Origin of the sequence: Sphingopyxis sp. P1IMeth2 (assembly GCF_900185685.1) — a bacterium.
GTDB lineage: Bacteria > Pseudomonadota > Alphaproteobacteria > Sphingomonadales > Sphingomonadaceae > Sphingopyxis > Sphingopyxis terrae_A.
Map to the genome: position 1 here is coordinate 879,971 of NZ_FYAT01000012.1, position 25,881 is coordinate 905,851.

At 60.8% G+C, this 25,881-nt stretch carries 24 protein-coding genes, 1 tRNA gene and 3 pseudogenes; 8 read left to right on the forward strand and 20 right to left on the reverse strand.

Annotated features, from left to right (window positions below):
- The first annotated feature begins 102 nt into the window (after window positions 1–102).
- A tRNA-Thr gene (locus tag P1IM2_RS11200) sits at window positions 103–178 on the forward strand.
- A 202-nt stretch (window positions 179–380) separates the two neighbouring features.
- Here P1IM2_RS11200 and P1IM2_RS11205 read toward each other — a convergent pair.
- The 9 genes from P1IM2_RS11205 to P1IM2_RS19060 form a co-directional block, all read right to left on the reverse strand.
- Window positions 381–1,211: a 23S rRNA (adenine(2030)-N(6))-methyltransferase RlmJ gene (locus P1IM2_RS11205; RefSeq protein WP_186402490.1), complete on the reverse strand. Its 831-nt coding sequence runs from the start codon at window positions 1,209–1,211 to the stop codon at window positions 381–383.
- A 399-nt stretch (window positions 1,212–1,610) separates the two neighbouring features.
- Complete coding sequence (locus tag P1IM2_RS11210) at window positions 1,611–2,540, reverse strand: nucleotidyltransferase and HEPN domain-containing protein (protein ID WP_186402491.1); 930 nt, start codon at window positions 2,538–2,540, stop codon at window positions 1,611–1,613.
- 63 nt (window positions 2,541–2,603) lie between these two features.
- Complete coding sequence (locus tag P1IM2_RS19055; protein ID WP_409574533.1) at window positions 2,604–2,786, reverse strand: sigma factor-like helix-turn-helix DNA-binding protein; 183 nt, start codon at window positions 2,784–2,786, stop codon at window positions 2,604–2,606.
- A 166-nt stretch (window positions 2,787–2,952) separates the two neighbouring features.
- Complete coding sequence (locus P1IM2_RS11220; RefSeq protein WP_186402493.1) at window positions 2,953–3,693, reverse strand: RES family NAD+ phosphorylase; 741 nt, start codon at window positions 3,691–3,693, stop codon at window positions 2,953–2,955.
- The gene (locus P1IM2_RS11225) at window positions 3,665–4,072 is read right to left on the reverse strand and encodes an MbcA/ParS/Xre antitoxin family protein (RefSeq protein ID WP_260833979.1); all 408 of its coding nucleotides are present in this window, start codon (window positions 4,070–4,072) and stop codon (window positions 3,665–3,667) included. Before P1IM2_RS11225 ends, P1IM2_RS11220 begins: the two co-directional genes overlap by 29 nt.
- A 213-nt stretch (window positions 4,073–4,285) precedes the next feature.
- Window positions 4,286–5,182: an HNH endonuclease gene (locus P1IM2_RS11230; protein ID WP_186402494.1), complete on the reverse strand. Its 897-nt coding sequence runs from the start codon at window positions 5,180–5,182 to the stop codon at window positions 4,286–4,288.
- On the reverse strand, window positions 5,179–6,513 hold the full coding sequence (locus P1IM2_RS11235; protein WP_186402495.1) for a type II toxin-antitoxin system HipA family toxin: 1,335 nt from the start codon (window positions 6,511–6,513) through the stop codon (window positions 5,179–5,181). Before P1IM2_RS11235 ends, P1IM2_RS11230 begins: the two co-directional genes overlap by 4 nt.
- Before the next feature lie 2 nt (window positions 6,514–6,515).
- On the reverse strand, window positions 6,516–6,731 hold the full coding sequence (locus P1IM2_RS11240) for a helix-turn-helix domain-containing protein (protein ID WP_186402496.1): 216 nt from the start codon (window positions 6,729–6,731) through the stop codon (window positions 6,516–6,518).
- 224 nt (window positions 6,732–6,955) lie between these two features.
- Window positions 6,956–7,135, reverse strand: a complete 180-nt coding sequence (locus tag P1IM2_RS19060; protein ID WP_409574534.1) for an Arm DNA-binding domain-containing protein — start codon at window positions 7,133–7,135, stop codon at window positions 6,956–6,958.
- A 36-nt stretch (window positions 7,136–7,171) separates the two neighbouring features.
- Between P1IM2_RS19060 and P1IM2_RS19065 the strand changes: the two genes are divergently transcribed.
- The 3 genes and pseudogenes from P1IM2_RS19065 to tnpC all read left to right on the forward strand — a co-directional run.
- Window positions 7,172–7,378 (forward strand): hypothetical protein, encoded by a 207-nt coding sequence (locus P1IM2_RS19065; RefSeq protein ID WP_409574535.1) that lies wholly within the window; start codon window positions 7,172–7,174, stop codon window positions 7,376–7,378.
- A 621-nt stretch (window positions 7,379–7,999) separates the two neighbouring features.
- Window positions 8,000–8,557 (forward strand): annotated as a pseudogene (locus tag P1IM2_RS19070) (transposase); the annotation flags it as partial.
- A gap of 22 nt (window positions 8,558–8,579) precedes the next feature.
- Window positions 8,580–9,745 (forward strand): annotated as a pseudogene (tnpC, locus tag P1IM2_RS11255) (IS66 family transposase); the annotation flags it as partial.
- A 189-nt stretch (window positions 9,746–9,934) separates the two neighbouring features.
- Here tnpC and P1IM2_RS11260 read toward each other — a convergent pair.
- The 9 genes from P1IM2_RS11260 to P1IM2_RS11300 are packed head-to-tail and all read right to left on the reverse strand — an operon-like array spanning window position 9,935 to window position 20,152.
- The gene (locus P1IM2_RS11260; protein ID WP_039575348.1) at window positions 9,935–10,930 is read right to left on the reverse strand and encodes an alpha/beta fold hydrolase; all 996 of its coding nucleotides are present in this window, start codon (window positions 10,928–10,930) and stop codon (window positions 9,935–9,937) included.
- The gene (locus P1IM2_RS11265; protein ID WP_186402556.1) at window positions 10,930–12,564 is read right to left on the reverse strand and encodes an NAD(P)/FAD-dependent oxidoreductase; all 1,635 of its coding nucleotides are present in this window, start codon (window positions 12,562–12,564) and stop codon (window positions 10,930–10,932) included. Before P1IM2_RS11265 ends, P1IM2_RS11260 begins: the two co-directional genes overlap by 1 nt.
- Window positions 12,561–14,174 (reverse strand): acyl-CoA synthetase, encoded by a 1,614-nt coding sequence (locus P1IM2_RS11270; RefSeq protein ID WP_054588685.1) that lies wholly within the window; start codon window positions 14,172–14,174, stop codon window positions 12,561–12,563. Before P1IM2_RS11270 ends, P1IM2_RS11265 begins: the two co-directional genes overlap by 4 nt.
- A 58-nt stretch (window positions 14,175–14,232) precedes the next feature.
- On the reverse strand, window positions 14,233–15,324 hold the full coding sequence (locus P1IM2_RS11275; RefSeq protein WP_054588686.1) for an acyl-CoA dehydrogenase family protein: 1,092 nt from the start codon (window positions 15,322–15,324) through the stop codon (window positions 14,233–14,235).
- The gene (locus tag P1IM2_RS11280; protein ID WP_054588687.1) at window positions 15,324–16,544 is read right to left on the reverse strand and encodes an acyl-CoA dehydrogenase family protein; all 1,221 of its coding nucleotides are present in this window, start codon (window positions 16,542–16,544) and stop codon (window positions 15,324–15,326) included. Before P1IM2_RS11280 ends, P1IM2_RS11275 begins: the two co-directional genes overlap by 1 nt.
- Before the next feature lie 7 nt (window positions 16,545–16,551).
- Window positions 16,552–17,013 carry a Zn-ribbon domain-containing OB-fold protein gene (locus tag P1IM2_RS11285; RefSeq protein WP_054588688.1) on the reverse strand — a complete coding sequence of 154 codons (462 nt, stop codon included), beginning with the start codon at window positions 17,011–17,013 and terminating at the stop codon, window positions 16,552–16,554.
- The gene (locus tag P1IM2_RS11290; RefSeq protein WP_054588689.1) at window positions 17,010–18,200 is read right to left on the reverse strand and encodes a thiolase C-terminal domain-containing protein; all 1,191 of its coding nucleotides are present in this window, start codon (window positions 18,198–18,200) and stop codon (window positions 17,010–17,012) included. Before P1IM2_RS11290 ends, P1IM2_RS11285 begins: the two co-directional genes overlap by 4 nt.
- Before the next feature lie 24 nt (window positions 18,201–18,224).
- Window positions 18,225–19,367 carry an NAD(P)H-dependent flavin oxidoreductase gene (locus P1IM2_RS11295; RefSeq protein WP_054588690.1) on the reverse strand — a complete coding sequence of 381 codons (1,143 nt, stop codon included), beginning with the start codon at window positions 19,365–19,367 and terminating at the stop codon, window positions 18,225–18,227.
- A 44-nt stretch (window positions 19,368–19,411) separates the two neighbouring features.
- Complete coding sequence (locus tag P1IM2_RS11300; RefSeq protein ID WP_039575369.1) at window positions 19,412–20,152, reverse strand: FadR/GntR family transcriptional regulator; 741 nt, start codon at window positions 20,150–20,152, stop codon at window positions 19,412–19,414.
- Between the two features lie 190 nt (window positions 20,153–20,342).
- Here P1IM2_RS11300 and P1IM2_RS11305 point away from each other — a divergent pair, with 190 nt between their 5' ends.
- Window positions 20,343–21,605, forward strand: a complete 1,263-nt coding sequence (locus P1IM2_RS11305) for a cytochrome P450 (RefSeq protein WP_039575372.1) — start codon at window positions 20,343–20,345, stop codon at window positions 21,603–21,605.
- Window positions 21,606–21,631: 26 nt separating this feature from the next.
- Window positions 21,632–21,961 carry a 2Fe-2S iron-sulfur cluster-binding protein gene (locus P1IM2_RS11310; RefSeq protein WP_228383639.1) on the forward strand — a complete coding sequence of 110 codons (330 nt, stop codon included), beginning with the start codon at window positions 21,632–21,634 and terminating at the stop codon, window positions 21,959–21,961.
- 197 nt (window positions 21,962–22,158) lie between these two features.
- Here the strand turns inward: P1IM2_RS11310 and P1IM2_RS11315 are convergent.
- Window positions 22,159–23,141 (reverse strand): annotated as a pseudogene (locus P1IM2_RS11315) (helix-turn-helix domain-containing protein); the annotation flags it as partial.
- A gap of 490 nt (window positions 23,142–23,631) precedes the next feature.
- A complete protein-coding gene (locus tag P1IM2_RS11320) occupies window positions 23,632–24,132 on the reverse strand; it encodes a MarR family winged helix-turn-helix transcriptional regulator (protein WP_223181259.1) in 501 nt (166 codons plus the stop codon).
- A 68-nt stretch (window positions 24,133–24,200) separates the two neighbouring features.
- Between P1IM2_RS11320 and P1IM2_RS11325 the strand changes: the two genes are divergently transcribed.
- A complete protein-coding gene (locus tag P1IM2_RS11325) occupies window positions 24,201–25,079 on the forward strand; it encodes an alpha/beta fold hydrolase (protein WP_039575377.1) in 879 nt (292 codons plus the stop codon).
- Window positions 25,076–25,486: a hotdog fold thioesterase gene (locus P1IM2_RS11330; protein ID WP_054588691.1), complete on the forward strand. Its 411-nt coding sequence runs from the start codon at window positions 25,076–25,078 to the stop codon at window positions 25,484–25,486. The genes P1IM2_RS11325 and P1IM2_RS11330 overlap by 4 nt, the downstream gene beginning before the upstream one ends.
- Window positions 25,487–25,881 lie beyond the last annotated feature (395 nt).

Consider the following 25,881-nt stretch of genomic DNA (forward strand, 5'->3'; position numbering starts at 1 on the left):
TCGTCAAGCATCGCCCCCGCAGGCGCACGAAATCGCCGGAAACAGTTTCTTCGCAAGGACGCTTGTCTTCGCCCCGGCACGCTGATAGAGGCGCCCATCGTTGCCGCTTTAGCTCAGTTGGTAGAGCACATCATTCGTAATGATGGGGTCACAGGTTCGAGTCCTGTAAGCGGCACCACTCTCCTCCCAAGGCAAACCCGACACGTGCGGCTGAAGGGTCTTTTGCGTGGGTGCTTGATCGGGTCCTGTTTGGGACGATTTCAGCAGCATCGCGCTAGAGCTGGCCACATACCCTTTGAGTCTGGCAACCAAGTCCGAGACACGCTGGAAGATGGAGCCCCCGGGGCTCTCTTTCTGTGAACTCGGTGATGGAGGTTGTCTTAATTTCCTAACCAATCCGCTGCGAGCTCGCCCCGGTGCCCTTCCGGCGCCAGCGCGGCGCGGAGGGCTTCGAGCAGCGGGGGCAGCGCCTGCGTGAAGGCGTATGGCGGGTTGATGATGAAAAGGCCCGCGCCGTTGTAGATGCCCGGCTGATCGGCATCGTACAGCCAATGCTCGACCCACAGGAATTTCGGGATGCCCAGCCGCCTCAGCTGCTGCTTCCATCGCACGTGCGCCGCGCGGTCTTTCAGCGGATACCAGATCACGGTTACGCCGTGCGCCCATTTGCGGTGAGCGGCAGCAAGAGTGGCTGCGATACGGGCGCGCTCATCCGTCTGCTCATAGGGCGGATCGACCACCACCACACCGCGTGACGTTCGGGTCGGCAGCATTGCGAGCCACAACTCATAGGCGTCGCGCTCATGCACGGCCGCGGATGTGCCGCGCATCGCGCTGCGCAGGGCCGCGGCGTCTTCGGCATGCTTTTCGTTGAGGATCAGAAAATCCTGGGGCCGCAACAGCTGCTCCAGAATGCGCGGCGAGCCGGGGTAGAGGTGCGGCTCACCCCCGGCATTCACGGCCTGTACCGCGGCGCGGTAATCGTCGAGCAAGGAGTTCGCGTCGGCAAAGGCCCGCAGCACACCCTGCGCAGCCTCCCCGGTGCGCTGCGCCTGATCGCCCTTGAGATCGTACAGCCCGCATCCGGAATGGGTGTCGATCAGGGTCAGCGCGCCGGGCTTTTGCTGCAAGGCCCGCACGAGAGCGATAAGCAGGCAATGCTTCACGACATCGGCGCTGTTGCCGGCATGGAAGGAATGACGATAATTCATCAGAATTCAGAGCTCATCGATCTGTCTTTGCATGAAGTTCTGCGCGCGGCGGCCGACCGCGAAACGAGTGACGCAATCGATATGGGCCCCATATAACGTCGGACGGAAAGCATCAAAGCGCTTCTGGGCAAGATCTCAAGCCCGCGCCGGCGCAAATGGTCCTTGCTGTCGGGTACTTTGACCGCCGACACGCGGGAAACAGCAAATGGCACAAAATTGAGCGTCATACTCACGCATAGCGCATTCCATCGTCACACAGACGGGTGAGAAAAACGCTGGGTTTTGCAGTTACTTCTGGCCGAGCCTGTCCGTAACGCAGTCATCGCAGATTGCGACGCCTTCGAGGCGCTGGATCAGCGCCTCGATCTGGGTGGCTATTGTCGATCGGCGTGGCAAGGATCAGCCGGCCTTCGTCATCGCTGTCTCGAGCGCAGCAATCCGTTCCGAACAAACGGCATGCACAGCGCGGCCCAATTCTTCGACGCGTTCGCCGAGCCAGCGCAGTTCCTCTTCGGTGATTTTATAGTGCTTCGAGTAGCGCGCCTTCACATAGGCTTCCTTGAGCTTCTCGAAGCGCGAACGGTCGGCCTTCATCTCGCGCGGCCAGGCATCGACGAGGCGCATGTCGATGCGCTCGGCCTGGGTACGCAGGAACCCGAGGTTGTGAACGTGCGGCGAGTAGAACGTGCAGACCAGAAGGACGCAGTGATAAAGTCGTTCAGCTGCCTGGTGCAGAATGAATGCTGCGTCGCGCAATTCATTCTGTGAGACGAAGAAGTGGAAGCCCTTTTGAGCGCTGGCCGCCAGCGGCATCCACTCGTCAAAATACTCCTGCGCCATGGCCAGCGCCTGCTGCGGCGTCTTGGGTTTCGGGGTGTGGAGTGGCTTGTCGTCACTCTCGTAGAGGGCGATCCCGTCGCGCGCGACGTCCATGAAAAAATAGCGCCCGTGCGCGAGCCCGTCGTTCACTTCCTGCAGGGTGTGAACGATGAAGTTCACCGGGGTCTTGAGGGTCTGGTCGATCAAAAGCTCCCGGGCGAACCGGTCGTCGAGCTTCGACCAGACATCGACCTTGTCGATGAGCCGCTTGTCGCTGACGATGATGAGCAGGTCGAAGTCCGAGCGATAGCCTTTGGCGGTATGCGGCTCATCGACCCAGCCGCCGCGCGCATAGCTGCCGTAGAGGATGATCTTGTCGATGCGTCCCTTCTTCTTCCAGCTCATCGTCGCGAGCGCGATGCTGTCGGCAAATTCCTCGAAGATGATTGCCTTCACGCGCTCGAGTTCGCGCTGCTTGGCGGCCGGAAGATGATCAAGGTCGGTACGCATGATGATTATCACCCTGTAATCGCGCGGGCCGGATGGCAAGCGCCATCCGGCCCGCGCGCCTTCCTAGAGCCCGAATCGCCACCACCATGGATCCTTTTCGTCCATGGCGATCATGAGGACGCGAAGGGCACCTGCAAAATGCCATTCGACATCGGCAACCGTGATGCCGAACCGGGCGGCGATTTCGGAATAGCCGAGTTCCTCGACACGGATCGCGAGGAAGACCTTGCGGTCCATCTCCTCCATCCGATCGACGGCGCGCTCGGCGCGCCACAGGCGAAGCCGGTCTTCGCGGGAATCCCGGGGCGGTTCAAGGTGACCCCAATGACCGCGCGAACCCGGCCCAAATATTCGCTCTTAAGCGAAGCCGCGGACTATGTGGACGCGGGTGCTCGCAAAAGGGCTTCGGCGCTCAAAGCCCAAAGTCGGAGGGACGAAACCTAAACCGATCTTCCGACGGAAAAGCGCGAAGAGCGATCAACTCGCCTTGCTCATAGCGAATATGCCAAGTTTGGGCATTGCGGGGCGCTGGATCACGAAAGACCGATGGATCCAGCAGGGCCACGTTCGCGCGATGCTGAGGATCTCTAACGGACACATAGCGAATAGCCTGCGCGTCAATCTCTCGCGCTTCAGACGCAAATTGCTGGCAAGCGGAATAGTCGTCCCGCGCCATCCACTGCGACGCGCCCGCAACAAATGGATCTGCGCACAAGTCGAGCAACCGATCGATCGCAACCGAGACATTGATTGCCGAGTGTTCAACGGTCGTGTTCGGCGGCTGGAATCCGGGCGACCGGGAGTAGAAGCGCAGCCGCCAATAGGCTGTCTCGGCGATCGCGGCACCAATTGACTCTGCGGCGTAGAAAATGCCGGGCTTCTCGCCGGCGCGGCGAAATCTTGAACTACTCTTGTGACCGTAGCGAAACGGCGTCGCGAGCAGGTAGTGAAGGTGTCTCGCCGTCACCGGCAAGGTCGGCTTTACTTCTTCCACCAGCTGTTCGAGCAACGCTTGATCGTCGGAGCCAGCAGCCAGGCGGTTAGTCGAAATCCGATGTTGCGCCTCGACGATCCGCCACAGCTTTCCACTGTAGGAGCGAAAATGCTCTGGCTTCGGCGTTCGCTCAAACGCGGGCGCGGTAATCATCGACATAGTCGGCCACGTCGTTCAGACCGCGGATGGAGCGGATCAGATCGATCGGTCTGCCGCCAAGATCCAAGTTTTCCGACTTCAACCAAGACGTCGACGCCGCATCGTCGCTTCCCATGAGCGCATCGAGGCTGCGAAAAAGCCGGACGAGATACTGCCCAAGTTCGAACGCCTTCTCGGCTCGCTGAAGTTGATAACTGCCGGAACGAAGCCGCGAGGCCGTTGCCGCGGAAATACCGACCACTGAGCCCAACTGCTCGTTCGTCAGCTTCCAGCACGTCGCCACACGCGCTACCGCTTCCGAGAGAACTCGTCCCTGATCCGCTTGGGAGGCTGGCCGCGTCGCCATTAAATTCTCCAGAATGAAATTCTGCATTTCCATTCATAAGAACAAACTTCGGATTTTGCAAGTGGGCGCGTTTCATTTGGCGGTTAGGGCCGAGATTTGGGCTTCATCAGACGCGCAAGGCGTCGAGATAATCGCTCCGCCACTGATGCATTGCTACCCGTTCATCCCAATAGCGCCCTCGGTTAGGCGACACTGAATCACGTTCCTTAGGAGTTCGGAGCCGCTGCGGCGCCTGATGCAGGTTTGTCAGTGCTTGAAACAATGCTCTCGATGCCAGGCAAGGAAGGCCGGATGCGGGCGCTCTAGCGGTCGCTGTGGTGGGATGGCGAAGCCGGTCCTGTTGATCAGAGAGCGGATGCTGTCGGGGTCGTTCGCCTGCCGACTGACGAGAATCTCAAGGTCGTCATTCAATCCGATCAGGCCCCTATCGAACATCCAGTGGACAGTTCCTGAAAGGGCAATCCCATTGGTCACGATGTCCGGCCCGCCACGATCCACGGGCCGGATGTGGGCGGCCTCGACCTCAGCGCGGCCGCCGCCATTGATCAACTTCAGCCCGGTTACGGCGCAGCGGGCATCATAGGCCTCGACAACACGACGGCGGAACAGGCGGTCACGGACCAGTCGTGAACCGAGATTTGCCGCGCGGTCCCGTTCGATCTCGAACTGGAACGGTGAGCGCTCCTCGCGCAGCAGGTGCTCGGGCGTCTCATCGATCCTCGGCAGGAAGCTGTCATCTTCCACGAGGCCAAGGTCGATGATGCGGTTGAAGTCCTCGATGGATAGGGGCCGAACTGCGGATTGGGCGCGTCCCGAAATCTTGCCCTGCTCGTTGAGAACTCCGCGTTCGACTAGCCCCAGGGGACCGTTGAACGGGACCGGGTTGGGGAAGTCCAGGTAGGTTCCGGGTTCGATCATGGCGAGATACATGTCCCTGGCGGTCGGGTCCGGCACGACATGAGCTACTTTGGCCACCGCGAAGTATCCGCGCGTGTCGCGGATCTTGCTTGGCTCGTAATAGATGATCCAATGGCCAATGCAGGCGCTGACACGGGTCAGGTATTGGCGCGGGAACTGATACTGCTCCGCCGGGCTGTCGTCGTAGATCGAGTCGGTGCGATGAACGAAGATGCCTTTGGTCATGACGCTCCCGCTTCCCTGTCAGCAGAATAGGCGCTTGCGCCTATCGTCGGTACGTCGTCCGTAGGCATTTCAGCGGTGTCGGGCAGGCCTTCTTTTTCGGCGTGCCCCCTGACTTCTGTTGCCCGCTCCTCGATCTCTTTTGCGAAGACCTCCAGCATCGGCGAACCTACTGGCATAGCTGCCACCTCCTCGACCGCTGCGGGCAATTCGCGCAGCAACCGTGCCGTCACCTGCTCCACCCTCTGCACCGTACCCCGCGCTGCCAGGCCTGCGGCGTCGGCCATGCGCCGCCAGTGGCGACCGTAGATGTGGCGGCCGCGGCGCTGCTCGCCGATCGCTTGGGCGTGGTTCTGGGTGATGTTGGTCCAGGCGAGGCCCGACATCACGTCGTAGAGCGGGGCAAGCTGCGGGGCACCTGGGCCGAGCAGGATCGAGTAGTTTTTCGCGTGGGAGTCCACGTTGCCGATGGCGATATTGAAGATCACGGCGTCCAGCAGCCGGGTGATGTCGCGCGCCGTCATATGCTGGCGGACAACCGCGAACATGTCGGCGAGCAAGGGGCCGCGCGTTCCGGTGCCGTTGAATTCATACTTGGCGGCAGGCGGGCGGCCGAGTGCCTGACAGAAATCCTCCTGATGCAGGCGGCGCACGTTGTTGCCAGTACCCGTCCGGTCATAGCGCTCGACCAGCAGGTAGCTGCGTTCCCCTGCAACGCCCGTTGTCACCGGCGCGACATTGAGGCCGATGCGGCGGGCGAGATGCATGCAAAGCGCTTCATTCTGGACGCTGCCGGGTAGGCGTCGATTGTCGGGCTTTAGGATATGGGTGGATGGCGCGCCGTTGATCGGCACCGCAATCTGGCCGTCGATAAAAGCCATCGGCAGCTTCTCCTGCGCGCCGGCAAGGCTCATCGAGACGCCGTCCTCGCCGACCAGGAATGGCCGCGCTGGCAGTTCCTCGATGATCCGCTCCAGTGCGTCGGCATCCGGGATTGTGCGATAGCCGGGCTCGCCGCGCGGCTGCGGCGGCGCGATGCTGAGCGCGCCTGCCAGATCGTTGCCGGTCTGCGCCATCAGCCCGAGGGCGTCCTCCGGCGCTGCACCGAGCGCGCGCGCCATGGCGCGCAGCGGTTCGCCCTCCGGCAGGAGGTTCATCAGCCAGGGAAGGACTTGGCCCCCTTCATAGGGCTGTGGCCGGATCGGCATGGCCAGCGAGACAGGGAAGCTGTCAGCGGATGAACTCCAGGCATCCGCATAGGCAAGGCGGGTTGCCTGCGCGTCGGCGCTGATCGTGGCGACCAGGCGGTCTCCGTAATGTACCCGAAGGTCCACCGTCAGGCCTGCGAAAAGCCGGTTGCGGTGAGCCGCAGGCCGACTGCCTTGGCTGCGGCGAGAGCCTTGCCGAGATGCGCGGTGGGCTTCCCAGCTTCCAGATCGACGATGAAGCGTTCGCCGCTATTGATGGTGAGCGCCAACTCCCGCTGGGTAAGACCAAGGGCCTTGCGGGCCGAGGCGACGGCTGCGCCGAATTCGGTTGCGTTGTCGATCACGTCATTCTTACCGAACGGGAAGATTGCATATGTACTCTACGGTTTCAAATCCATTTCTTCCCGATCGGGAAGGATGTGCTCCAATTCGACGGTTAATCCGGAAAATCTTACCGATCGGTAAGTGACTTAGTAGCTTGAGCGGACGTTCTGCGCTATAGGGTATTGTCGAAGTCCGGGCTCTATCCATGTCGATCGCCAGCACTCAATACGACGATCACGAAAAGCTAGCTATGGCGCGGGCTGCCCCCCAGCGCGGCTGTCGCTCGCTTTTCTCCAAAGCGATAGTCGACCCGCCTGCATCGCTGACCGGCCCTGGTGACCAGCAGGTACAGGCCTCTGCCGTTGGAGAGCTTGTAGGGCTTGTCGCGCGCAACTGCCTTTCGGACTGCCAAATCGGCAAGCATGAAGCCACCTTTTTGCCGGTTTCGATACCGTCAAAAATGCCGTCGGATACCGTCAATCGCAACGATTTCAGCCGGATGCCGGTGGACGCCAGATCCGTGAAAACCTTTGATTTCATGGATTTTTCCGGACGCTTGCGGATGCGTCCGAAAAGAAAAATGGTGCCAGAAGAGGAACTGAACTGGGCATCAAAGCGGCGGAAATCCGATGCAATCAACAACGAGATACCGCTGAAACCATCATAGAAACCATCACAAAATTTGGCAAGGGCTGGACGATATCGGAAGCCGATTTTTGGTTGCAAATTCGCTCGCGATCGCAGTCGCAGCTTTTCAAGCTCGCCGGCAGAAAAATCGCCGACCGAGTAATCATTTTATGAGCGTCGAATTCGAGCTGGCAACTTGCTAGCTATTGCGGCCCAGTCCTGTTGACGAGGCCAATAAGGTCGAGACCACGCGTTCGAGTTCGGCCAGTGCGGCAATTGCCCCCATTCCCAAGAACGACCGCGCGCGCCCGGCGCTGGCCAACGGGCCGCCTTGCGCCGATCGCCTCAGAGAGTTGCCGCACATCCGCCAAAGGACGACAAATGGAGGCTTTGAGCGTCGATCATAACGGTCGAGTTCGCGCCTCGCGCTGTCGCCCGGGTCGTCTTGCAACTATGTACGGTGCCCTTCCGACCAGGCCAAAACAAATCCCATAGCTCAATCCCAGAGCCCACGCGGGTTCCCCCATCAGAGGCTTTCGTACGCTAAAGCGCCCGAGCCCTTCGCGTTAGGATGTGGATTAGCGCCAGAATGGGGCTCTGACTCACTTTTGGTGCAAGTGCGTTGATAGTGGCGAGTTTTTCCCCGAAGGAGGAGATCGCCATGCATGGGAGAGGTTTTCGCGAAGCCATTGCGCCAACAGGATTGGTGATCGACAAGGTCGAGTATGCCGCCGATCAGATACGGATCACCCGGCGATCCCGATTTCGAGTTTCGATTTACCCGAACTGCTGCCGCCCATCTGCGCGTGTCCACAGTCGATATCACTGTACACTCGCCGATCTACTCTCTCATGGCCGACCGGTTCGGATTACTCTTGTCGCCCGGCGTTTTCGCTGCGCCACATCCCGCTGCACCACGCGGATCTTCGTTGAACGCTTTCCTCCAGATGTGACTGCAACATTTGCCCGGCGTACGGCCCGCCTGGATTCTATCGTACATCACCTTAGGCTGGCGCTGGGTGGGCGTCCGGCGGCCAGCTTGGCGCGCCGCCTTGAGGTGTTCATCGGCGCGGGCAAGCGGCGGGAGTGGCCGCCCGAGGTGGAGGCCTCGATTGTCGCGGAGTGCTATTCGGGCCGCAAGGGCGTCAGTCCTGTGGCGCGCCGGCATGGGCTGGATCCCTCGCAGCTATACGCCTGGCGGCGGGATTTGCGTAAACAGCTTGAGGCCGAGGGTGTGATCCTGCCATCGGCACATTCGGAAGATCGGCGAGGATGTGGCCGAGCGCCTCGATGTGGTGCCGACCACCTTCCGCGTCCTGGTCACCCGGCGGCCGCGTTATGGCTGCCGTTCGTGCGAGAGCGCGATCGTGCAGGCTCCGGCGCCAGCGCGGATCATCGAGGGCGGTACTCCCACCGAGGCACTGATCGCCCAGGTGCTGGTATCCAAGTATGCCGATCACCTGCCGCTTTACCGGCAGGCCCAGATATACGCCCGGCAGGGCATCCGGCTCGACCGATCCACTTTGGCCGACTGGGTCGGGCGAGCGGCCTGGTATCTGCGCCCCTTGCGTGACCACATTCTCGACGAGCTACGACGATCCGAGCGGTTGTTCGCCGACGAGATAACCGCCCCGGTCCTCGATCCGGGCGCGGGCCGACCAAGACAGGACAGCTCTGGGCCTATGCTCGCGATGATCGACCATGGGGCGGCTGCGATCCGCCGATCGTTGCCTATGTCTATGCGCCAGATCGCAAGGCAAAACGCCCTCACACGCACCTTGGTGATTTCGCGGGCATCCTGCAGGTCGATGGCTATGGCGGCTACGCCGCGCTCGCCCGGCGGCGCCAGCAGATCCGGCTCGCTTTCTGCTGGGCGCACGTCCGCCGCAAGTTCTACGAACTGGCCGACACGTCGCCGGTCGCCACCGAAGTGCTGCGCCGCATTGCCTTGCTCTATGGTGTCGAGGACGAGGTGCGCGGTTCACCCGCCGAGCAACGCTGTGCCGCTCGGACCGAACGCAGCCGCGTCATCGTCGGTGATCTTCATCAATATCTTGCCGCCCCTGGCCGCCAAGTCAGCGCCAAGAGCAAGCTCGGCGAGGCGATCCGCTATGCGCTCACCCGCTGGGATGGACTGTCCCGGTTCATCGACGACGGCCGCATCGAGCTCGACTCCAATACCGTCGAACGCTCGATCCGCCCCCTCGCATTGAATCGCAAAGATGCCCTGTTTGCCGGTTCCGACGAAGGCGGCGACAACTGGGCGGTGATCGCCACGCTCATCGAAAACTGCAAGATCAGCGGCGTCAACCCGCACGGGTGGATGACCCAGACCCTCGTGAAACTTGCCAACGGTCATCCCGCCAACAATCTCGCCCAACTCATGCCATGGTCCACCGTGGCCTGAAAACACCGGTTACATGCTTTCGCTGCTTGGCACTGTTTCGCCTTCCCGTTCTATCTGGTGCGGCGCGAACGATGGCTTGAACGCCGCAACGGCATGGCCGGCGAACGCTGAGTGGCAGCTCCCTTTCCCGGCAGGCAAGGTCTGGCAAGCACCGCACCTGCGGGAACCCGGGGCGAAGGACAACCAGGATCAGGCTGCAAGTGGCGGTGCAGTGTGCGTATCCCAAAGGGCAAGAATGCTGCGGAGTGCGGTTACAAAGGCCAAAGGCTGATCGAGCATCAGATGGTGACGGGCTTCAGGCACCGCGATGATCGGAATGTCACCTCCACCCAGCTCGCGGACGTATTCGGCCGATTCCGGGGTGAAGAGTTGGCTCATACCGCCGTGCACGATGGCCTTCCGGCCCGGTGCCTGCACCAGACGCTCGCCCATGGTGAGCCATTCGTTGGGCTTGTTGCTCCTCCGAAAGACCTCGGTTGAAAACTTCCACGTCCACTCGTCTCCATCCTGTCGCAGGGAATGATAGGCCATGTAGTCCAGAAGGAATGGCTCGCCGACCGGCTGGGGCGGGGAAAGGATGTACCGCTTACGTGCCGTTTCATAGCAAGGATAACGCTTGCTGGGCTTGTCCGGATCGCCGGAACCAGGGCTTGACCGCCTGAGGTTCCAGTACTCTTCCAGGAGAGCGGGCCGCATGATCATGAGATCGCAAACCACCACTCCGGCAAAGGCCTCGGGCCACTGGGTCACGGCTGTCAGGGCTGCGCCCGACCCGAAGCTGTGCGCGATGATTGTCGGCTTTTGGCCATCCGCAAACATATTCAGCGCCTCGGCAATCTCGCGAAACTCGCCCCCTCTCGCCAAGAGGTCGGCGCGACCACGCATGTCGCTGTCGCCCATGCCGGCCAGATCAAACGCCACCACGTCATAATCTTCTGCCAGAAACGGTGCAATGAAGGCAAAGCAGCGCGCATGTGCCAGAAAGCCATGGGTCATCAATACCTTGGGCTTGCTGGGGTCACCCCAGCGGAAATAGTGCGCCTTGGCCCCATCTATTTCCACATAACCTTCTTCGCGGGGCACCTTGAGCGCCGACACGAACCATTCGGGCAGATGTGAGCCGTCGCCAGCCCAAACAGGATCAATGTCCACTGGAAAGTCACTTATTCTGAACATCTCATTCATCAGGTTGCGCTGTCCTTGTTCGCTGGTGTGCTGGCGGCAAAGCCGCGGTAGGCATCGCGTGCCACATCGCCGCAAATCGCAGCATAGGTCGACACGCTTGGAAAATTGATGAGTTGGCGCTTCTTACCCGGGATGTTTGCGCCCATGTACCAGGAGTCCGCTTCGGGAAAGAGCGTCATAGCGCCAACCTGAGCGACCATTTCGGTCCAGTCCGCCTCTGCTTGCGGATCGGCGTCGAAAAGATCGTAACCGTTGTTTCGCAGCCAGACCATGAAATCGCAGATCCAGTCGCCCTGCATTTCCGCGCTTGTCGGGCCGTTGGAAAAACCCGAGGGGCTCAGGGGTCCGTAAGCGAACAGCATGTTGGGGAAACCCGATACCGCCATTCCCAGATAGGCGCGCAGCCCGTTGTCCCAAGCTTGCGACAGTAACAGGCCGCCCCTGCCGGTGATGTTCATGTCGATCAACCCGCCCCGCCCCGCGTCGAAGCCGGTGGCGAAAACGATGAGATCGCATTCGACCTCGCCGTCTGCGGTTGTGATTGCGTGCAGCCCGACACGGGTGATCGGGTTTGCCTTCAGATCAACCAGCGCAACATTGTCCTGCGCGAAAATCTCGTAATATCCCTGTTCCAGCGAAGGTCGCTTCGTGCCGAACGGATGCGGCGGTTCGGATGGGGCGAGTTTCTCGGCCAGATCGGGATCGGCGATCCGCGCGCGAACCTTGTCGCGCCAGAAATCGTAGGCGTGGCGATTGGCTGCGCGATTGGTAAGCAAGTCGGCGAAGTTGTGGTACCAGAACCTCAATCCGCCTCGCTGCCATAAATCTTCGAAGTGGGCATTGCGCTCAATCTCGTCGACTTCGAGCGCCGAGACTTCAAGTGACTGGCTTTCAAATCCTCCGCTCGTCTGCCTGCGCTGTTCGAAAAGGGCAGGATAGCTGTGCTTTTCGCGTTCCTGATCCTCCCGCGTCAGCCGCTCCTGCCGCATCGGCAGGGCCAGGATCGGGGTTCTTTGGAACAGGATCAGCGCTTCAGCCCGCTTGGCTGCTTCTTGGGCGACCTGCACACCGCTCGCTCCGGTTCCGATCAGGGCAACTTTGCGCCCATCGAGATCAATACCCTCCTGCGACCAGCGCGCCGTGTGGCACCATTCGCCCTCGAAATCCTCAATGCCCGGAATGTCGGGGATATACGGCTTCGACGCAAAACCGAGGGCTGGGAGCAAGAAGCGTGTCGATACGGATTGCCCGCCCTCAAGCTGTAGATTCCATAGTCCCCGCCCTGCATCAAAATCGGCGCTTTCGACCCTCGATCCCATCCGCATCAGCGGCCAAAGGTTCAGCGTATCGCAGACATGGCGGAAATAGGCCCTGAGTTCTTCCCAGCCGGGAAAGCGCTCACTCCAAGTCCATGTCCGCCACACTTCGGGGATCGAGAATTCATAGAGCGGAATCTGCGAATCCACGCGTGCGCCGGGATAGCAATTCCAGTGCCAGATGCCGCCCGGATCGGTCGCAGCATCGACCAGCAGCACGTTGAACCCGGCGTCCCGCAACTTGTGGAGCAAGTAGATCCCGCTGAAGCCAGCACCGATGATCACAGCGTCATAATCGGGCGAAGTCTGATTCGTCATGAAGCGGCAGTCAGGCTCTCGGCAATTGCCTTCGCCGTTGCATAGTCGGCCTTGCCGTTCGATGCGCGCAGGGGGATCTTCGTTGGATATATGGCCTTCGGTGTTTTGTAGCCTGCCAACTGCCCCCGCACATGATCCTTGACGGCTTGCTCGTCGAACGCAACGTCGCCGCTGAGGTGGACGACGGCGGTGACGGCCTGACCCCATTTTTCGTTTGGCACGTCCACGACCAGCGCGTCACCAATCGCGGGATGGGTCTTGAGAATCTCCTCGACTTCCTCGGGGTAAACTTTCTCGCCAGCAGTGTTGATGCAAACGCTGCCACGGCCCAGCAAGGTCAGGCTGCCATCGGCCTCGACCGTGCACCAGTCGCCCGGAATCGAATAGCGGACCCCATCGATTGTGCGGAAGGTCTTGGCGGATTTCTCGGGATCCTTGTAATAACCCGCTGGGATCGCACCCATGAGGGCGATAAATCCCGGTACGCCGCTTCCCGGCGTCACTTTCTGGTCGTTTTCATCAAAGACATGACAGAATTCGCCAATCGCAAATTTCGCGGTGTTGGTGCCCCCTTGCGCGGTTGTGATGGAGCGGCCGAAGCCGAGCCCTTCGGAAGCGCCGAAGCTGTCCATCAGCACCACCTGGGGGATATGCTTGCACAGCCCAGCCTTGACTTCCTTGCTCCACATCACGCCGGATGAAACGATGGTGACGAGGCTGCTGGTATCCCAGCGGCCGGGATTCCGGTCCAGCGCCTGCAGCATTGGCTTGGCAAAGGCATCGCCCACAATTGCGATGCTTTGCACCTTATGCTTATCAACTGTTTCCCACAACTCCGTCGCATCGAAGGACGAGTCTGCGAGTGTAACGATGGCGCCGCCCGACATAAGTGTGCCGATCGCGGTGATGAAGCCGGTCCCGTGCATCATCGGGCAGGATGGCAGGGTGCGGTTGCCGGGCCCTTGACTTGTGATCAACGCGACGTGTTCTTCGAGTGTCTGAGGAACGGGGGCGAGCAGCTTCTGGGCCTCGAGCTGTGCTTTGCGCATTTGGTCGTGATGCCACATCACGCCCTTGGGCATGCCCGTCGTGCCGCCGGTATAGATGAAGAGCTGATCTTCGGGAGAGCGCACTATGCCGAGCGCCGATCCGTCGCCTTCTTGCGCGAGTGTTTCGTAAGGGATCGCAAAAGGCGCGATTTGCGAAGCCTCGCCAATTTCCACAAAGGTGTGAACCTTCTCGAGCCGATCCTTGAGCTCGACGATACAGTCGCGGAATTCCGAGCTGTAGACGATCACTTCGCTATCGGAATCGTCGAAGATATAGAAGACCTCCTCGGCGACATAGCGGTAATTGATGTTCACATGGATCAGGCGCCCCTTGAAGCAGGCTGCCATCAACTCGCCATATTCGGGTCGGTTGCGCATATAAAAGGCAACCTTGGCCCCATTGCCGGCTCCGCGCTGCCGGAGCGCGCGGGCAACATTGTTCGAACGTCCCGACATTTCGGGCCAGGTGATGATCCGGTCGCCGTGTATCAGGGCCGGCGCATCCTTTGGCATGACGGGCTCGATAGCGTCGAGAATGTCGCCGAGATTCCAGTCGATCACATTAGTTCCCCTCTCCGAACGGGGTGGCGGCTTTGGCGCACTTCCCTTGGAAGAAACATCACGCAGCTTTGGTCCAGCCCTGAAGTGCCGCAGCCTCCGCCCGGACCGCTTCTGGCCCACCCAGAACCTGCCGGTCGAATCCGATCCGTTTGAACCAGTAATGCAGGCCAAGCAGGTCGGTGAATCCCATTCCGCCGTGCACTTCGGTGGAAGTGCGTGCGACAAATCGATAGACCTCGGCCGTGTGCGATTTGGCATGGCAGGCAAGCAGTGATGCCTCATTCGGCACCGCGTCGAAGGCGTGGGCGGCGTACCAGACGAGCGAACGGCACGGTTCATGCCGCGCGGCCATCTCGGCGCACATATGCTTTACGGCCTGGAAACTACCGATCAGGCGGCCGAACTGTTCGCGCTGACCAGCATAATCGACAGCCCTTTCGATCATGGCCTGACCTGCGCCAAGGCTGTCTGCGGCGAGGATCACGCGGCCCGCATCGCGCAGCCGGGCCACTGTAGCTCCGCCATCGTCAGCCAGTGGTTCCGCTTCGTCCCCGTCAAACCGCAATTCCCCGACGCTACGGGTGCGATCGATGGTCGTCAACGCGATAGCTTCCAGCCCGGACGCCTTGGCACCGACAAGGTGCAGCCTGCCACCGGAATCGGCGACGACGTAGGCATCAGCTCCTTCGAAATCGAGCGCGAACAGGGCGGTGCCGTTGAGCTTCCCGCCGGCAGAGGAAACTCCCGCGCCGTCGCGCACCTCGATCGTCTCGGAAATCGCGACACCGACACGCGCCTCGCCGCTCGCTATCTTTGGCAGCCAGTGGGCCTTTTGCTCCTCGTTGCCAGCTTCGCGCAAGGCGATCGGTGCGAGAACCTGACTGGCGAGAAACGGCACCGGTGCGACCGCATAGCCAAGCTGTTCCGCCACCACCGCCGCGTCGAGCAAGGTCATGCCGAGCCCGCCATGCTCTTCGGGGACGAGCATTCCGGCAACGCCCAGATCGTGGAGGGCGCGCAACACCTGGTCGCTCAACGGATTGTCCCGCTCCGCACATTCGCGGACGTGACTGAGCGGGCTGGTATCGGCGAGGCACCGCGAAACGGCGTCGCGCAACATCTGCTGGTCCTGCGAAAGTCCAAAGTCCATCAGTCTGCTCCCTGCTTCTGTCGCGCCATGTCCGCGGGGTTCGGCTCACGTGGCATTTCAAGGCCGCGTTCGGCGATGATGTTCTTCTGGATCTGAGCGGTCCCGCCGCCGATGATGAGACCGAGTTGGAACATATAGTTCCATTGCCACGCCCCGCCGTCCCGCTCACGCGGGCTGTGGTGATAGAGTATGCCCAGTTCGCCCATGGCGTCGATTGCCAGCGCGGATATCTGGTGAGCGAGTTCACAGCTTTGCAACTTGACGATCAGCTTCGCCATGCCGCCCGGCTCTCCCCTAAGGCTGTTCGAAAGGATGCGCATCCCATTGTATTTCATCGCCGCTACTTCGGCCTGAAGTGCCACTAGCCGGTCGCGCAGTACCGGATTGTCGATCGCGCGACCCTGGCCCAAACGCTCTTCCTGCATCAGTGCGATCAGCGCCTGCAGCCGGTTTTCGAGCGCGTCGGGATCGCCCAGCATTCCGCGCTCATGGCCTAGGGTTGCGTTCGCGACGAACCAGCCCTGGCCCCGCTGGCCGACGATCTGGTGCATGGGGACGCGCACATCGGTGAAGAACGTCTCGTTGAACTCGGCGTGACCGGTCATCGTCTTCAAGGGGCGAACCTCGATGCCCTGCGTGTCCATCGAAAAGATCAGGTAGGAAATGCCGCCATGTTTGGGTGCGTCAGGTTCGGTCCTGACCAGGCAAAAGATCATGTCGGCCTGCTTGGCGGTGCTGGTCCAGATCTTCTGGCCATTGATAACAAATTCGCCGTTTTCGATGTGCGCGCTGGTCTTGAGGTTGGCTAGGTCCGACCCGGCACCGGGTTCGGAATAGCCCTGGCACCATACGATATCGCCTTTCAACGTGGGTTCGATCCAGCGCCGTTTCTGTTCCTCGGTGCCGAGTTCAAGCAGGGTCGGCACGAACATCGAGATTCCCTGATTAGAAAGCCCGCCCGGCACCCTGGCCCGCGCAAATTCCTCTGCGATGATGCGCGATTGGAGAATGTCCGGCTCCGCTCCATAGCCTCCATACTCCTGCGGGATCGTTCGCGCGGTATACCCATGCTCGATCAACAGCTTCTGCCATTCGACTGCCTTGGACGAAGGTCGGGCCGCCCGGTCAGCAGAAGGCGGCGCGAGATGGCGGTGCGCTTCGATGAAAGCCCGCACTTGCTTGCGGAAGACATCGTATTCGGGCCCGTAATCAAGATCCATGACGCTTCTAACTTTCACGCAGGCGGAAAACAGGAAGGCGGAAGTCCTCACCGATCAATTCGAATTCCACTTCCACCGGAAGGTCGAGCGCTAGGCGCTCGTGATCGCAACCAATCAGGCGCGTGGCCATGCGTACGCCCTCTTCCAATTCCACCACCGCCGCCACGAAGGGAATTTCGTCGGCAAAAGCCGGGTGGAGGGCCTGGTGGGTAACGGTCCAGGAAAACAGCGTGCCCTTGCCACTGCTGCGTTCCCAGGAGAATTCCGGCGAGCCGCACTTTGCGCACATATAGCGCGGTAGGTGGCGGAAGCAGCCGCAGCCGCCGCAGCGCTGGAAATAGAGATTGCCGTCTTGGCACCGCTTCCAGAATTCCTGCTCAACCGGGTCTTGCGGGCGAGGTCGCGGTTTGGGCGGCGCAACCTGCGCGGAGGGCCGCATTTTGGGAGGCAGATCGCTCTCGCTGCTCATGCAAACCTCCTGAGAATGGCAATGCTTCCATCGCCAAGGTCACCCCAGCCGGTCACAAGACCAGTTTGGGCTCCCAGCACCTGGCGCTCGCCGCAGTCGTGACGAAGCTGGCGCACTGCCTCGACCACGTGGTTGAGTCCCCAGACATGCGCCTCACTGAGCAAGCCGCCATGGGTGTTGATCGGATAGCGGCCACCCAGCTCAATCTGGCCATTGGCGACGAATTCGAACTGTGCACCCGGTTCGCAATAGCCCATCGCTTCCAGTTGCAGCAGAACGACATAGGTAAAGCAGTCGTAAATCTGCAGGAAATCCATGTCCTCGCGCTTGACGCCCGCCATGTCGAAAGCGCGCGGGGCAGCATAGCTGAGGCCAATCTTGAAGGGATCGGGCCGCGAGGGGATGTCGTCGGCGGGATAGGGGTGGCCTTCCGCGGCACCGGCGATGCTGACGGGCACATGCGGCATATCCCTGGCCCGATCCATTCGCGATATGACTACCGCGCAGGCGCCATCGGTTTCAAGGCAGCAATCGTAAAGGCGGAAGGGCTCGGATATCCAGCGCGCCGAATGATAGGTTTCCGCGTCGAGTTCGCGCCCATAGGTAAAGGCGCGCGGATTCAACTGCGCGTGACGCCGGCAGGCTAGCGCTACCGCTGCCATCGCATCCGCGCCCACGCCGTAAAGCTTCGAGTGACGGGTCGCCAGCCAAGCATACATCTGCACCGGCAGGAACACACCATAGGGGATGTAATAGCCCTGGATGGTATTGGTCAGCGTGTTCATGTTCATCGCCCGAGTGGGCGGGGCACCCGGCTTGGGCCTGAGGGCGGAATAGCCGTTCCAACCGAGCGTCACCAGCACGTGATCGCAAAGCCCGCTGGCGATCGCCATTGCCGCGTTCTGCAGCGCCGTCGTCGGGCTGGCGCCGCCCATGTGAACGGTGGCCGCATAGCGCAGCACATCAATGCCGAGATTGGCGGCCATTTCCTCCGAGGTCGTATAGATCGGCGGCGGCACCATGCCGTCGATGTCGCAAGGTTTCAGCCCGGCATCTGAGATTGCGCGGCGCGAGGCTTCCAGCATCATGTCCACCGCGGTCCGTTCGGTGCCCTTGACGAATGCGGTTTCGCCCACACCGGTTATGGCGGCCTTGTCGGCAAAGGATAAGGTCTGCGAAGCGTTCATACAGCGTACCCGTCTTGCCGCAATTCAGGAATAGAATCTGGCATCGGCCAGCGCCCTTTCGGCCCCTTCGACAAGATCGCGCATGACCTCTGCCGCTGGACGGATCGAATGGATCAATCCAATTCCCTGCCCCGCGAAGCCGGGCATGATATCCTTGCGCTGAGCCTTTATGCCCGAAGCCATGACCGGCCCTGAAATCATCGACTGGTAAGGCATCGGAAGCGGCTCCTTGCCCGCCGCAACCCAAGCATCGGCCCATTTGTTGCGGATCATGCGCGCAGGCTTGCCGGTCAACGAACGGCTAACGACGGTATCTGCATCGCCGCCGTCGGTTATTGCTTCCTTTTGGAACCGTTCAATCCCTGCCTCTTCGGTTGCCAGGAACGCCGTTCCGACCCACGCGCCCAGAGCGCCCAGCATCATCGCTGCGGCGACTCCGCGGCCATCGGAGATTCCACCTGCTCCGATCACGGGAACCCGATCGCCCACCGCGTCGACTACCTGCGGAATCAGCGAGAAGGTTCCGATCGGGGAGTTGTGCCCGCCGCCATCGTGGCCCTGCGCCACAATCATGTCGATGCCGGAATCGACCACCTGCTGGGCGTGCTTGACCTTGCCGATCACCGCCATGACCCTGGTGCCATTGGAATGAAGGCGGTCCATCCACGGTCCGGGATTGCCGAGGCCGGCGGCATAGACTGGCACCTTTTCCTCGATTACCACTTCCATCTGCGCCTCGAAAAACTCCCGCGTGAACAGCTGCGGACCGCCCTTGCCCATTTCCGGCGCGCCAGCCGCGCGCATGGCCATTGCGGCATCCACTTCGGGCAGATCCTCGCGTTCCATGAAATCGCGGGTGAACTGCTGATATTCGCCAAGCAGTGCCATCGGGTTTTCGAGCGAGGCGCCGCTCTGCGGTGCCGAACCGCGCCTGACGGAGGCAGGCAGAAGGGTGTCGACCCCAAATGGCTTATCGGTCAGTTCGCGGGTCTGGCGGATCCAGCTGCGCAACTGGTCTGGCGAGCAGGCCGCAGCGCCAAGAACGCCAAGTCCCCCGGCATTCGATACTGCGGCCGCGAGCGCGGGGACACTCGCCCCGCCCATTCCGGCCAGAAGGATCGGGTATTCGATCCCGAGAATTTCGCATATGCGGCTCTTGAGTGCCATCGTAATACCCTCTCCATCCAGCGCCACCCACCGGCGCCCGTTTTTTACGTCTGTCCCCACCTGACCTTCTGGGACACAAGCTCAGGGCTTCTCTGTGCGAGATAGGAGGCGGAGCCCGCCACGAGACGCGCCATAGCCTGCCGCGCTCCTTCGGCATCGCCCTTGCGCACAGCTTCAAGGACGCGGCGCAAGAAACGCAACTGGACCGCACGCTCTTGCGCCGAATACCCCAGCGAGAGCGAGAATTCGCGGGTAAGCATATGCAACGCGGAAGTCAGAAGGCCGAAAAGCGGATTGCCGCTGGCCCAGCCGAGCATATCGTGAAAACGGCGATTCAGTTCCTCGAACTGGCTGCTCGCTTCGTTTCGCTCCAGCTCTTTGAGGCAATCGGCAAGTGCGCTCAGATCACCCGTGGTCGCGCGCTGGGCGGCATAGGCTGCAACATCCGCCGCAATCGCTTCGCGCAATTCGAGCAAGCCCCTCAAGTCCGCCTCCATGAAATGCAGGATCAGCGAGAGGCTGTTTGCGAAATCGCCAGTCTGCGGGCGAGCGACCACCGGCCCGCCACCGCGACCTAGTTGAAGATGGATAACGCCTTGGAGTTCAAGGAAGCGAAGCGCTTCGCGCAAGGTCGCTCGGGCGACATCGTATCGCGCAAGCATTTCGTCCTCGCGCGCCAACCTGTCGCCCGCAACATGCGCCCCGGCTTCGATATCGCGTACGATGTCCTGCGCAAGCGTGAGCGCACGCTTGGCCTTCCTCGAATCATCGACCTTCGGTTGCATCACTGGGAATCGCTCCTCTGATAAAACCTTATAAGAGTTTATCGGATGGCATGTCCAGCATCAGTCTATGAAGTTTGCAGTGCGGTCAAATGTCGCAACAATCCTTATAAGCTTTATTGACCACACCCTGCGAAACATCTACCTGTTTGATAGCAAGGTGAGTCTGCTTGCCTGGGATGGAGGACGAGACATGAGCATCGACACGATGGAGCTGGATACTGCCGGAAAAGTTGCAGCCATTCCGATCGACGAAATTGATGTCGCACGGCCGAGTCTTTTTCAGCAGGACACGATCGGCCTGTATTTCGACCGGCTGCGCAAAGAGGAGCCGGTCCACTATTGCCGCGAAAGCTATGTTGGGCCTTACTGGTCGATCACCAAGTTCGACGATATCATGGCTGTCGACACCAACCACAAAGTCTTTTCGTCGGAGGCAAAGCTCGGCGGTATCGCCATTCAGGACATGCATTCGGTGGAAGGCGCGCTCGAACTTGAAATGTTCATCGCTATGGATCCTCCAAAGCACGACCAGCAACGCAAGGCCGTCACCCCCGCTGTAGCGCCGTCCAACTTGCTGTTGCTCGAACCGACAATCCGCGAACGAGCGTGTCAGATTCTCGATGATCTGCCGATAGGCGAGGAATTTGATTGGGTTGACAAGGTCTCAGTTGAATTGACCACGATGACCCTTGCTACCCTATTCGATTTCCCGTGGGAGGAACGCCGCAAGCTCACGCGCTGGTCCGACGTCACAACGGCCGCCCCTGAAACCGGCATCGTCGAATCGTACGAAGCGAGGCGTGAAGAACTCATCGAGTGCGCGATGTATTTCAAAGGACTGTGGGAGCAGCGCATCAACGAAGAACCGAAGAACGATCTGATTTCCATAATGGCGCATTCCCCGGCGACACGGGATATGCCCTTCCTCGAATTTCTGGGTAACCTGCTGCTGCTGATCGTGGGCGGCAACGACACCACGCGCAATTCGATAAGCGGCGGTGTGCTGGCGCTCAATCAGAACCCCGATGAATATCGCAAACTGAATGACGACCCTTCGTTGATCGCCAGCATGGTGCCGGAAATCATCCGCTGGCAGACGCCGCTGACTCACATGCGCCGCACTGCGCTGCAGGACTGGGAGATTGGCGGCAAGCAGATCAAGAAGGGCGACAAGGTCGTGATGTGGTACCTGTCGGGCAACCGCGACGAAACGGTCATCGACCGGGCTGACCGGTTCATCATCGACCGCAAGAATCCGCGCCATCACCTGTCATTCGGTTATGGCATCCATCGATGCATGGGTAACAGGCTGGCAGAACTGCAGTTGCGGATCATCTGGGAAGAAATTCACAAGCGGTTCGCCAAGGTCGAAGTGACCGGCGAGCCCGAGCGCCTTTTCTCAAACCTTGTGCGCGGGATCACCAATCTGCCGGTGCGGCTGCACGCGCGCTGATTTGCTGAAGCAGAAATACGGAGTGTATGATGGTCAAAGTGACGTTCGTATCCAGCGATGGAACGCGGCGGGAAGTCGAAATTGCCGAGGGCGAAACCGCACGCGAGGCGGCGCTCTTCAATGATGTACCGGGCATCGACGGCGATTGCGGCGGTGTCTGCGCCTGTGCGACCTGCCATGTCCATGTCGATCCGGCCTGGATCGACAGGGTTGGTCGCCTGGTCGAAGGGGCAGCGGAGGCAGAGCTTCTGCAATTTGCCGAAGGTGCCAACGAATACAGTCGCCTCGCCTGCCAGATACCCATGGTGGAAGGAGTGGAAGGTTTGATTTTGCACGTTCCCGAGCAGCAATACTGACCAGACAGAGCGCAGCCCTGTCGTGCGCGTGCGGCGTCGCAAATTCAGTTTTGAACGGAGGTTTCAGTGCCAACTCAGCTAGAACCTGATGTCTAGACGAGCGAAGACGCATTTCGCACCGAAATGCGGCAATTCCTCGCCGCCCATTTCCCTGACGAATTAAGGGGCGCGGGCAATATGCTGGCCGGGCCCATTGGCAGCTTCGGCTTGTGGATCATCCTGGCCGACGCGCATCCGGAAGCTTCGAGGGACAGCTCCAGCGTGTCGGTGACATCCCCGGCCCGCATGGTGGTACACAGCTTCCAAAGGATGACATAACGGGAGAAGTCGTCGAGCACGGTCGACAGGTACACCAAGCCCCAGCCGATGATCTTGAAGTAGGTGAAGTCGGTCTGCCACATCTCGTTCGACCGCGTCGTCTTGGTGTGGAACCCGTCGGCGGCCTTGATCACGATGAAGGCCGGACTGGCGATCAGGTCATGGGCTTTCAACATACGGTAAACCGTGGCTTCCGACACGAAGTAGCGCTTCTCGTCGGTGAAGCGCACCGCGAGCTCGCGGGGTGACAGGTCGGTTGTATCCAACGCCATGTCGATGATCTGCTGCTGGATATCATCGCAGATGCGGTTCCACACCCGCCTCGGGGCCGATGGCCGATCCTCCAGCGCCTCCGGCCCGCGCTCGAGGTAGCGGTCGTACCAGCGTTAGAAGGTCCGGCGCGGGATGCCCAACTGCTCCAGCGTGCGCTTGGCCGGCAGGTGCGACTGCTCGACGATCCGAATGATCTCCAGCTTCTCGGATGCGGGTTACCTCATTCGTCGTCGGCCCTATCCGCGATCATGCTTTTTTTGAGCAACCGGTTTTCCAGCGTCAGATTGGCCACGCATTCCTTAAGGGCACGGGCTTCGCGGCGCAGGTCGTGCACCTCGCCGGTGGTCGCGGCACGGGCGGTGTCGCCCGCCAAGCGCCGCTTGCCCGCCTCCATGAACTCCTTCGACCACGTGTAATACAAGCTCTGGGCGATGACATCCTTGCAGCACAGCTCGGCGATGCTGTCCTCGCCGCGCAGGCCTTCCAGCACGATCCTGATTTTGTCCTCTGCAGAGAAGTGCCGGCGCGTCGCACGCCGTATGTCCTTCACCAGCCGCTCAGCAGGGGCCTTCGGCGCCGATTTTTTCAAGGAGGATTGGGCTTCATCCTCGTTCCTTAGTCACTACGACGAAGCCCAAATCCTCCTTAAATCACAACCTCAAATCTGTGCCATTGGTGCTGACGGCGGACAGCACCGGCAATCCGCCCTCACATGAAGCGCTCGGGTTGAGCCATGTCGGTCTCCACGCAGAGGTTCGTTTCTTGGTAGACAACTCGTTGCACGAAATAGCTCGTCGGTCAATTGGCGCTGGCACGCGAAGCCAAGAGCGGCCCGCCTCGCGGGAGGGCGCTCACCGCCGAACGATTGCCGGCTCGATCGGACTATTCTGCAACACGGCGGGAGGCAGGTAGGGCTCCGTGCCGCGATATTCGCAATTAGTTAGCCGTCAGTGCTGGCAACCTGATGCAGCGGGGGCAGAACGGCCGCGGCGCGCCGCCTCAGACGCGAGCGGTGCCAGTTGGGGATATCGGCTTGCTGACGATGAATGGCGTCGGCCATTTCAAATCTTCCACGGCTCCTATCGAGGAGGCATGTCTTCCGATCCGCTTTCGAGATTGCCGGACATTTTCGTCAGCAATGAGCGCATCGCGCGTATCTCAGTTGGGGAAATCATATGGAGCAGTCGCGCGTAGATCATGTCGGCTTCGGCGCGCAGCTGAGGCAGGATTTCGATCGCTCGGGGCAAAAGATGAAGTTCCCAGACGCGCCGGTCGCCCTTGGCAGCGCGCCGTTCCGCGAGCACCATTCTTTCCAGCTGGTCGACAACATGGCCAACGCTGGCACGCTCCAGTTCGAGGCATTTGGAGAGGTCGGTTTGGGTCATGCCCGGGGTCCGATAGATATAGACGAGCGCGCGCCACTGGGTTCGCGTCAATCCGAAGCGCGCCGTTGAGGCATCAAACTTCCGACGCAGTTTGCGGGGCACTTCCTCGATGAGAAAGACAAACTCGTCTGAGGCCGTCAGAAGACTTTTCGCGGGAGAGATGCCGCTTGTATTGCGAGGTTCAACCATCGTCATGGACTGTAGAGCCAACATCATATTCTGAAAACCCTTTACTGTAAGATATGATATAGTATGATCGTGGAATGATTGATCAGTCGATCACGCTTGCCGGGAAAGCGGGCCATGAAATCGCAGCGTCGGTTGATGGCCCGGAACTCGGATTACCGGTAATCCTCGCGCACGGCGGCGGACAGACCCGAAGGGCATGGAGGGCGGTAGCCCACCGGCTCGCGAGCCATGGTTTCCGGACCATCGCAGTCGATATGCGCGGGCACGGCGAGAGTGCATGGGCCAGCGACGGAGCCTATGATATCTCCGATTTTGCGGCCGATCTCGTCGAGATCGCTGCGGCGACGGCGAGCAAACCGGCGCTGATTGGCGCGTCTCTTGGTGGCCTGGCCGGGATCATCGCCGAGGGAAAATGCGCACCGGGAAGTTTCGGATCGCTGACGCTGGTCGACGTCACACCTCAGATGGAACCGAGCGGCGTCGCCCGCGTGGTCGGTTTCATGGCGGCGCATGCGCGCGATGGTTTTGCGTCGGTGGAAGAGGCCGCACAGGTCATTGCCGACTATCTGCCCCATCGCCCCAGCCGGAAGGCTTCGGCCGGGCTAGCACACTATCTGCGCCGCAAGGACGATGAACGCTTCTATTGGCACTGGGACCCCGCCTTCATCGAAAGAGTGACGCAGCAGGGCGGCGGCGTTTCCAGCGACCATGGCCGCACCGAGCTCAGCGCGGCCGCTGCCTGCTTGACCTTGCCGGTGCATCTGATCCGCGGCGGGTCAAGCGATCTCGTCTCGCTGGAAGCCGTCAAGCATTTCCAGGGCCTTGTCCCTCATATGGCGTATAGCGACATTGCGAATGCGACTCATATGGTGGTGGGGGACGAGAACGACGCTTTCGGGCAATCGATCCTAGAGTTTTTGCTCGGCATCCATGAAGCGGAAATGAAATCATGAATGCCCCCGCCGTCCCGGGGCTTGAGGAATTACGTGACCTATTGGCGCTGGCCCCTTTTCACCGCTGGCTCGGGCTCAGCATCGCTGAGGTCGGCGCCAACGAGTTGGTGATCTCCATGCCTTGGCGAGACGAAATCATCTCAAATCCGACGGTCGGCGCGGCGCATGGTGGCATCGTATCGGCTTTGATCGATCTGACCGGCCTCTATACGATCATCGCGATGGGGGGTGCTGCGCGGGCGACGGCGGACCTCCATGTGGATTTTCACCGACCGGCCAAGCTGGGGCCGCTTCGCGCGATCGGCAGCCCGGTGAAATTAGGGCGGCAGATAAGCGTCGCGGCTACCCGGATCCTAGCCGCAGACGGAACCTTGGTGGCGAGTGGTAGAGGGGCCTACGTCGCCTGATAACCGCCCGAGGCGAGCCAATCTGCGCGGCCAGATGCATGCCCAGCAGCTTTCGGAGCCGAGGCAGTGGCGGCAGCGACACGCTTTTTGGCGACGTGTCCCTAGGCCGAACCCACGACCGGACGGCCGCGCATCGGCCATTCAGTCAAATCGGCTCCCTGCCGGTCACACGCGGGTTTGGCCGCTCGCCTTTGAGCCGTCGACTTTGCCTAGTCCGACAGGCCAGCCACGCAGCGCATGGAGATCAAGTTCTCCTGTGCTGCGTGACTAGGCCGTGTTGACAAAAGGGATTCCCAAATCCTCCTCCTTCTGATTCAAGACTGCTTTTTGAGGATCAGTCATGGGTCGCGGGGATTTGTCGGATGCGGAGTGGGACCTGATTGGGCCGCTGCTGC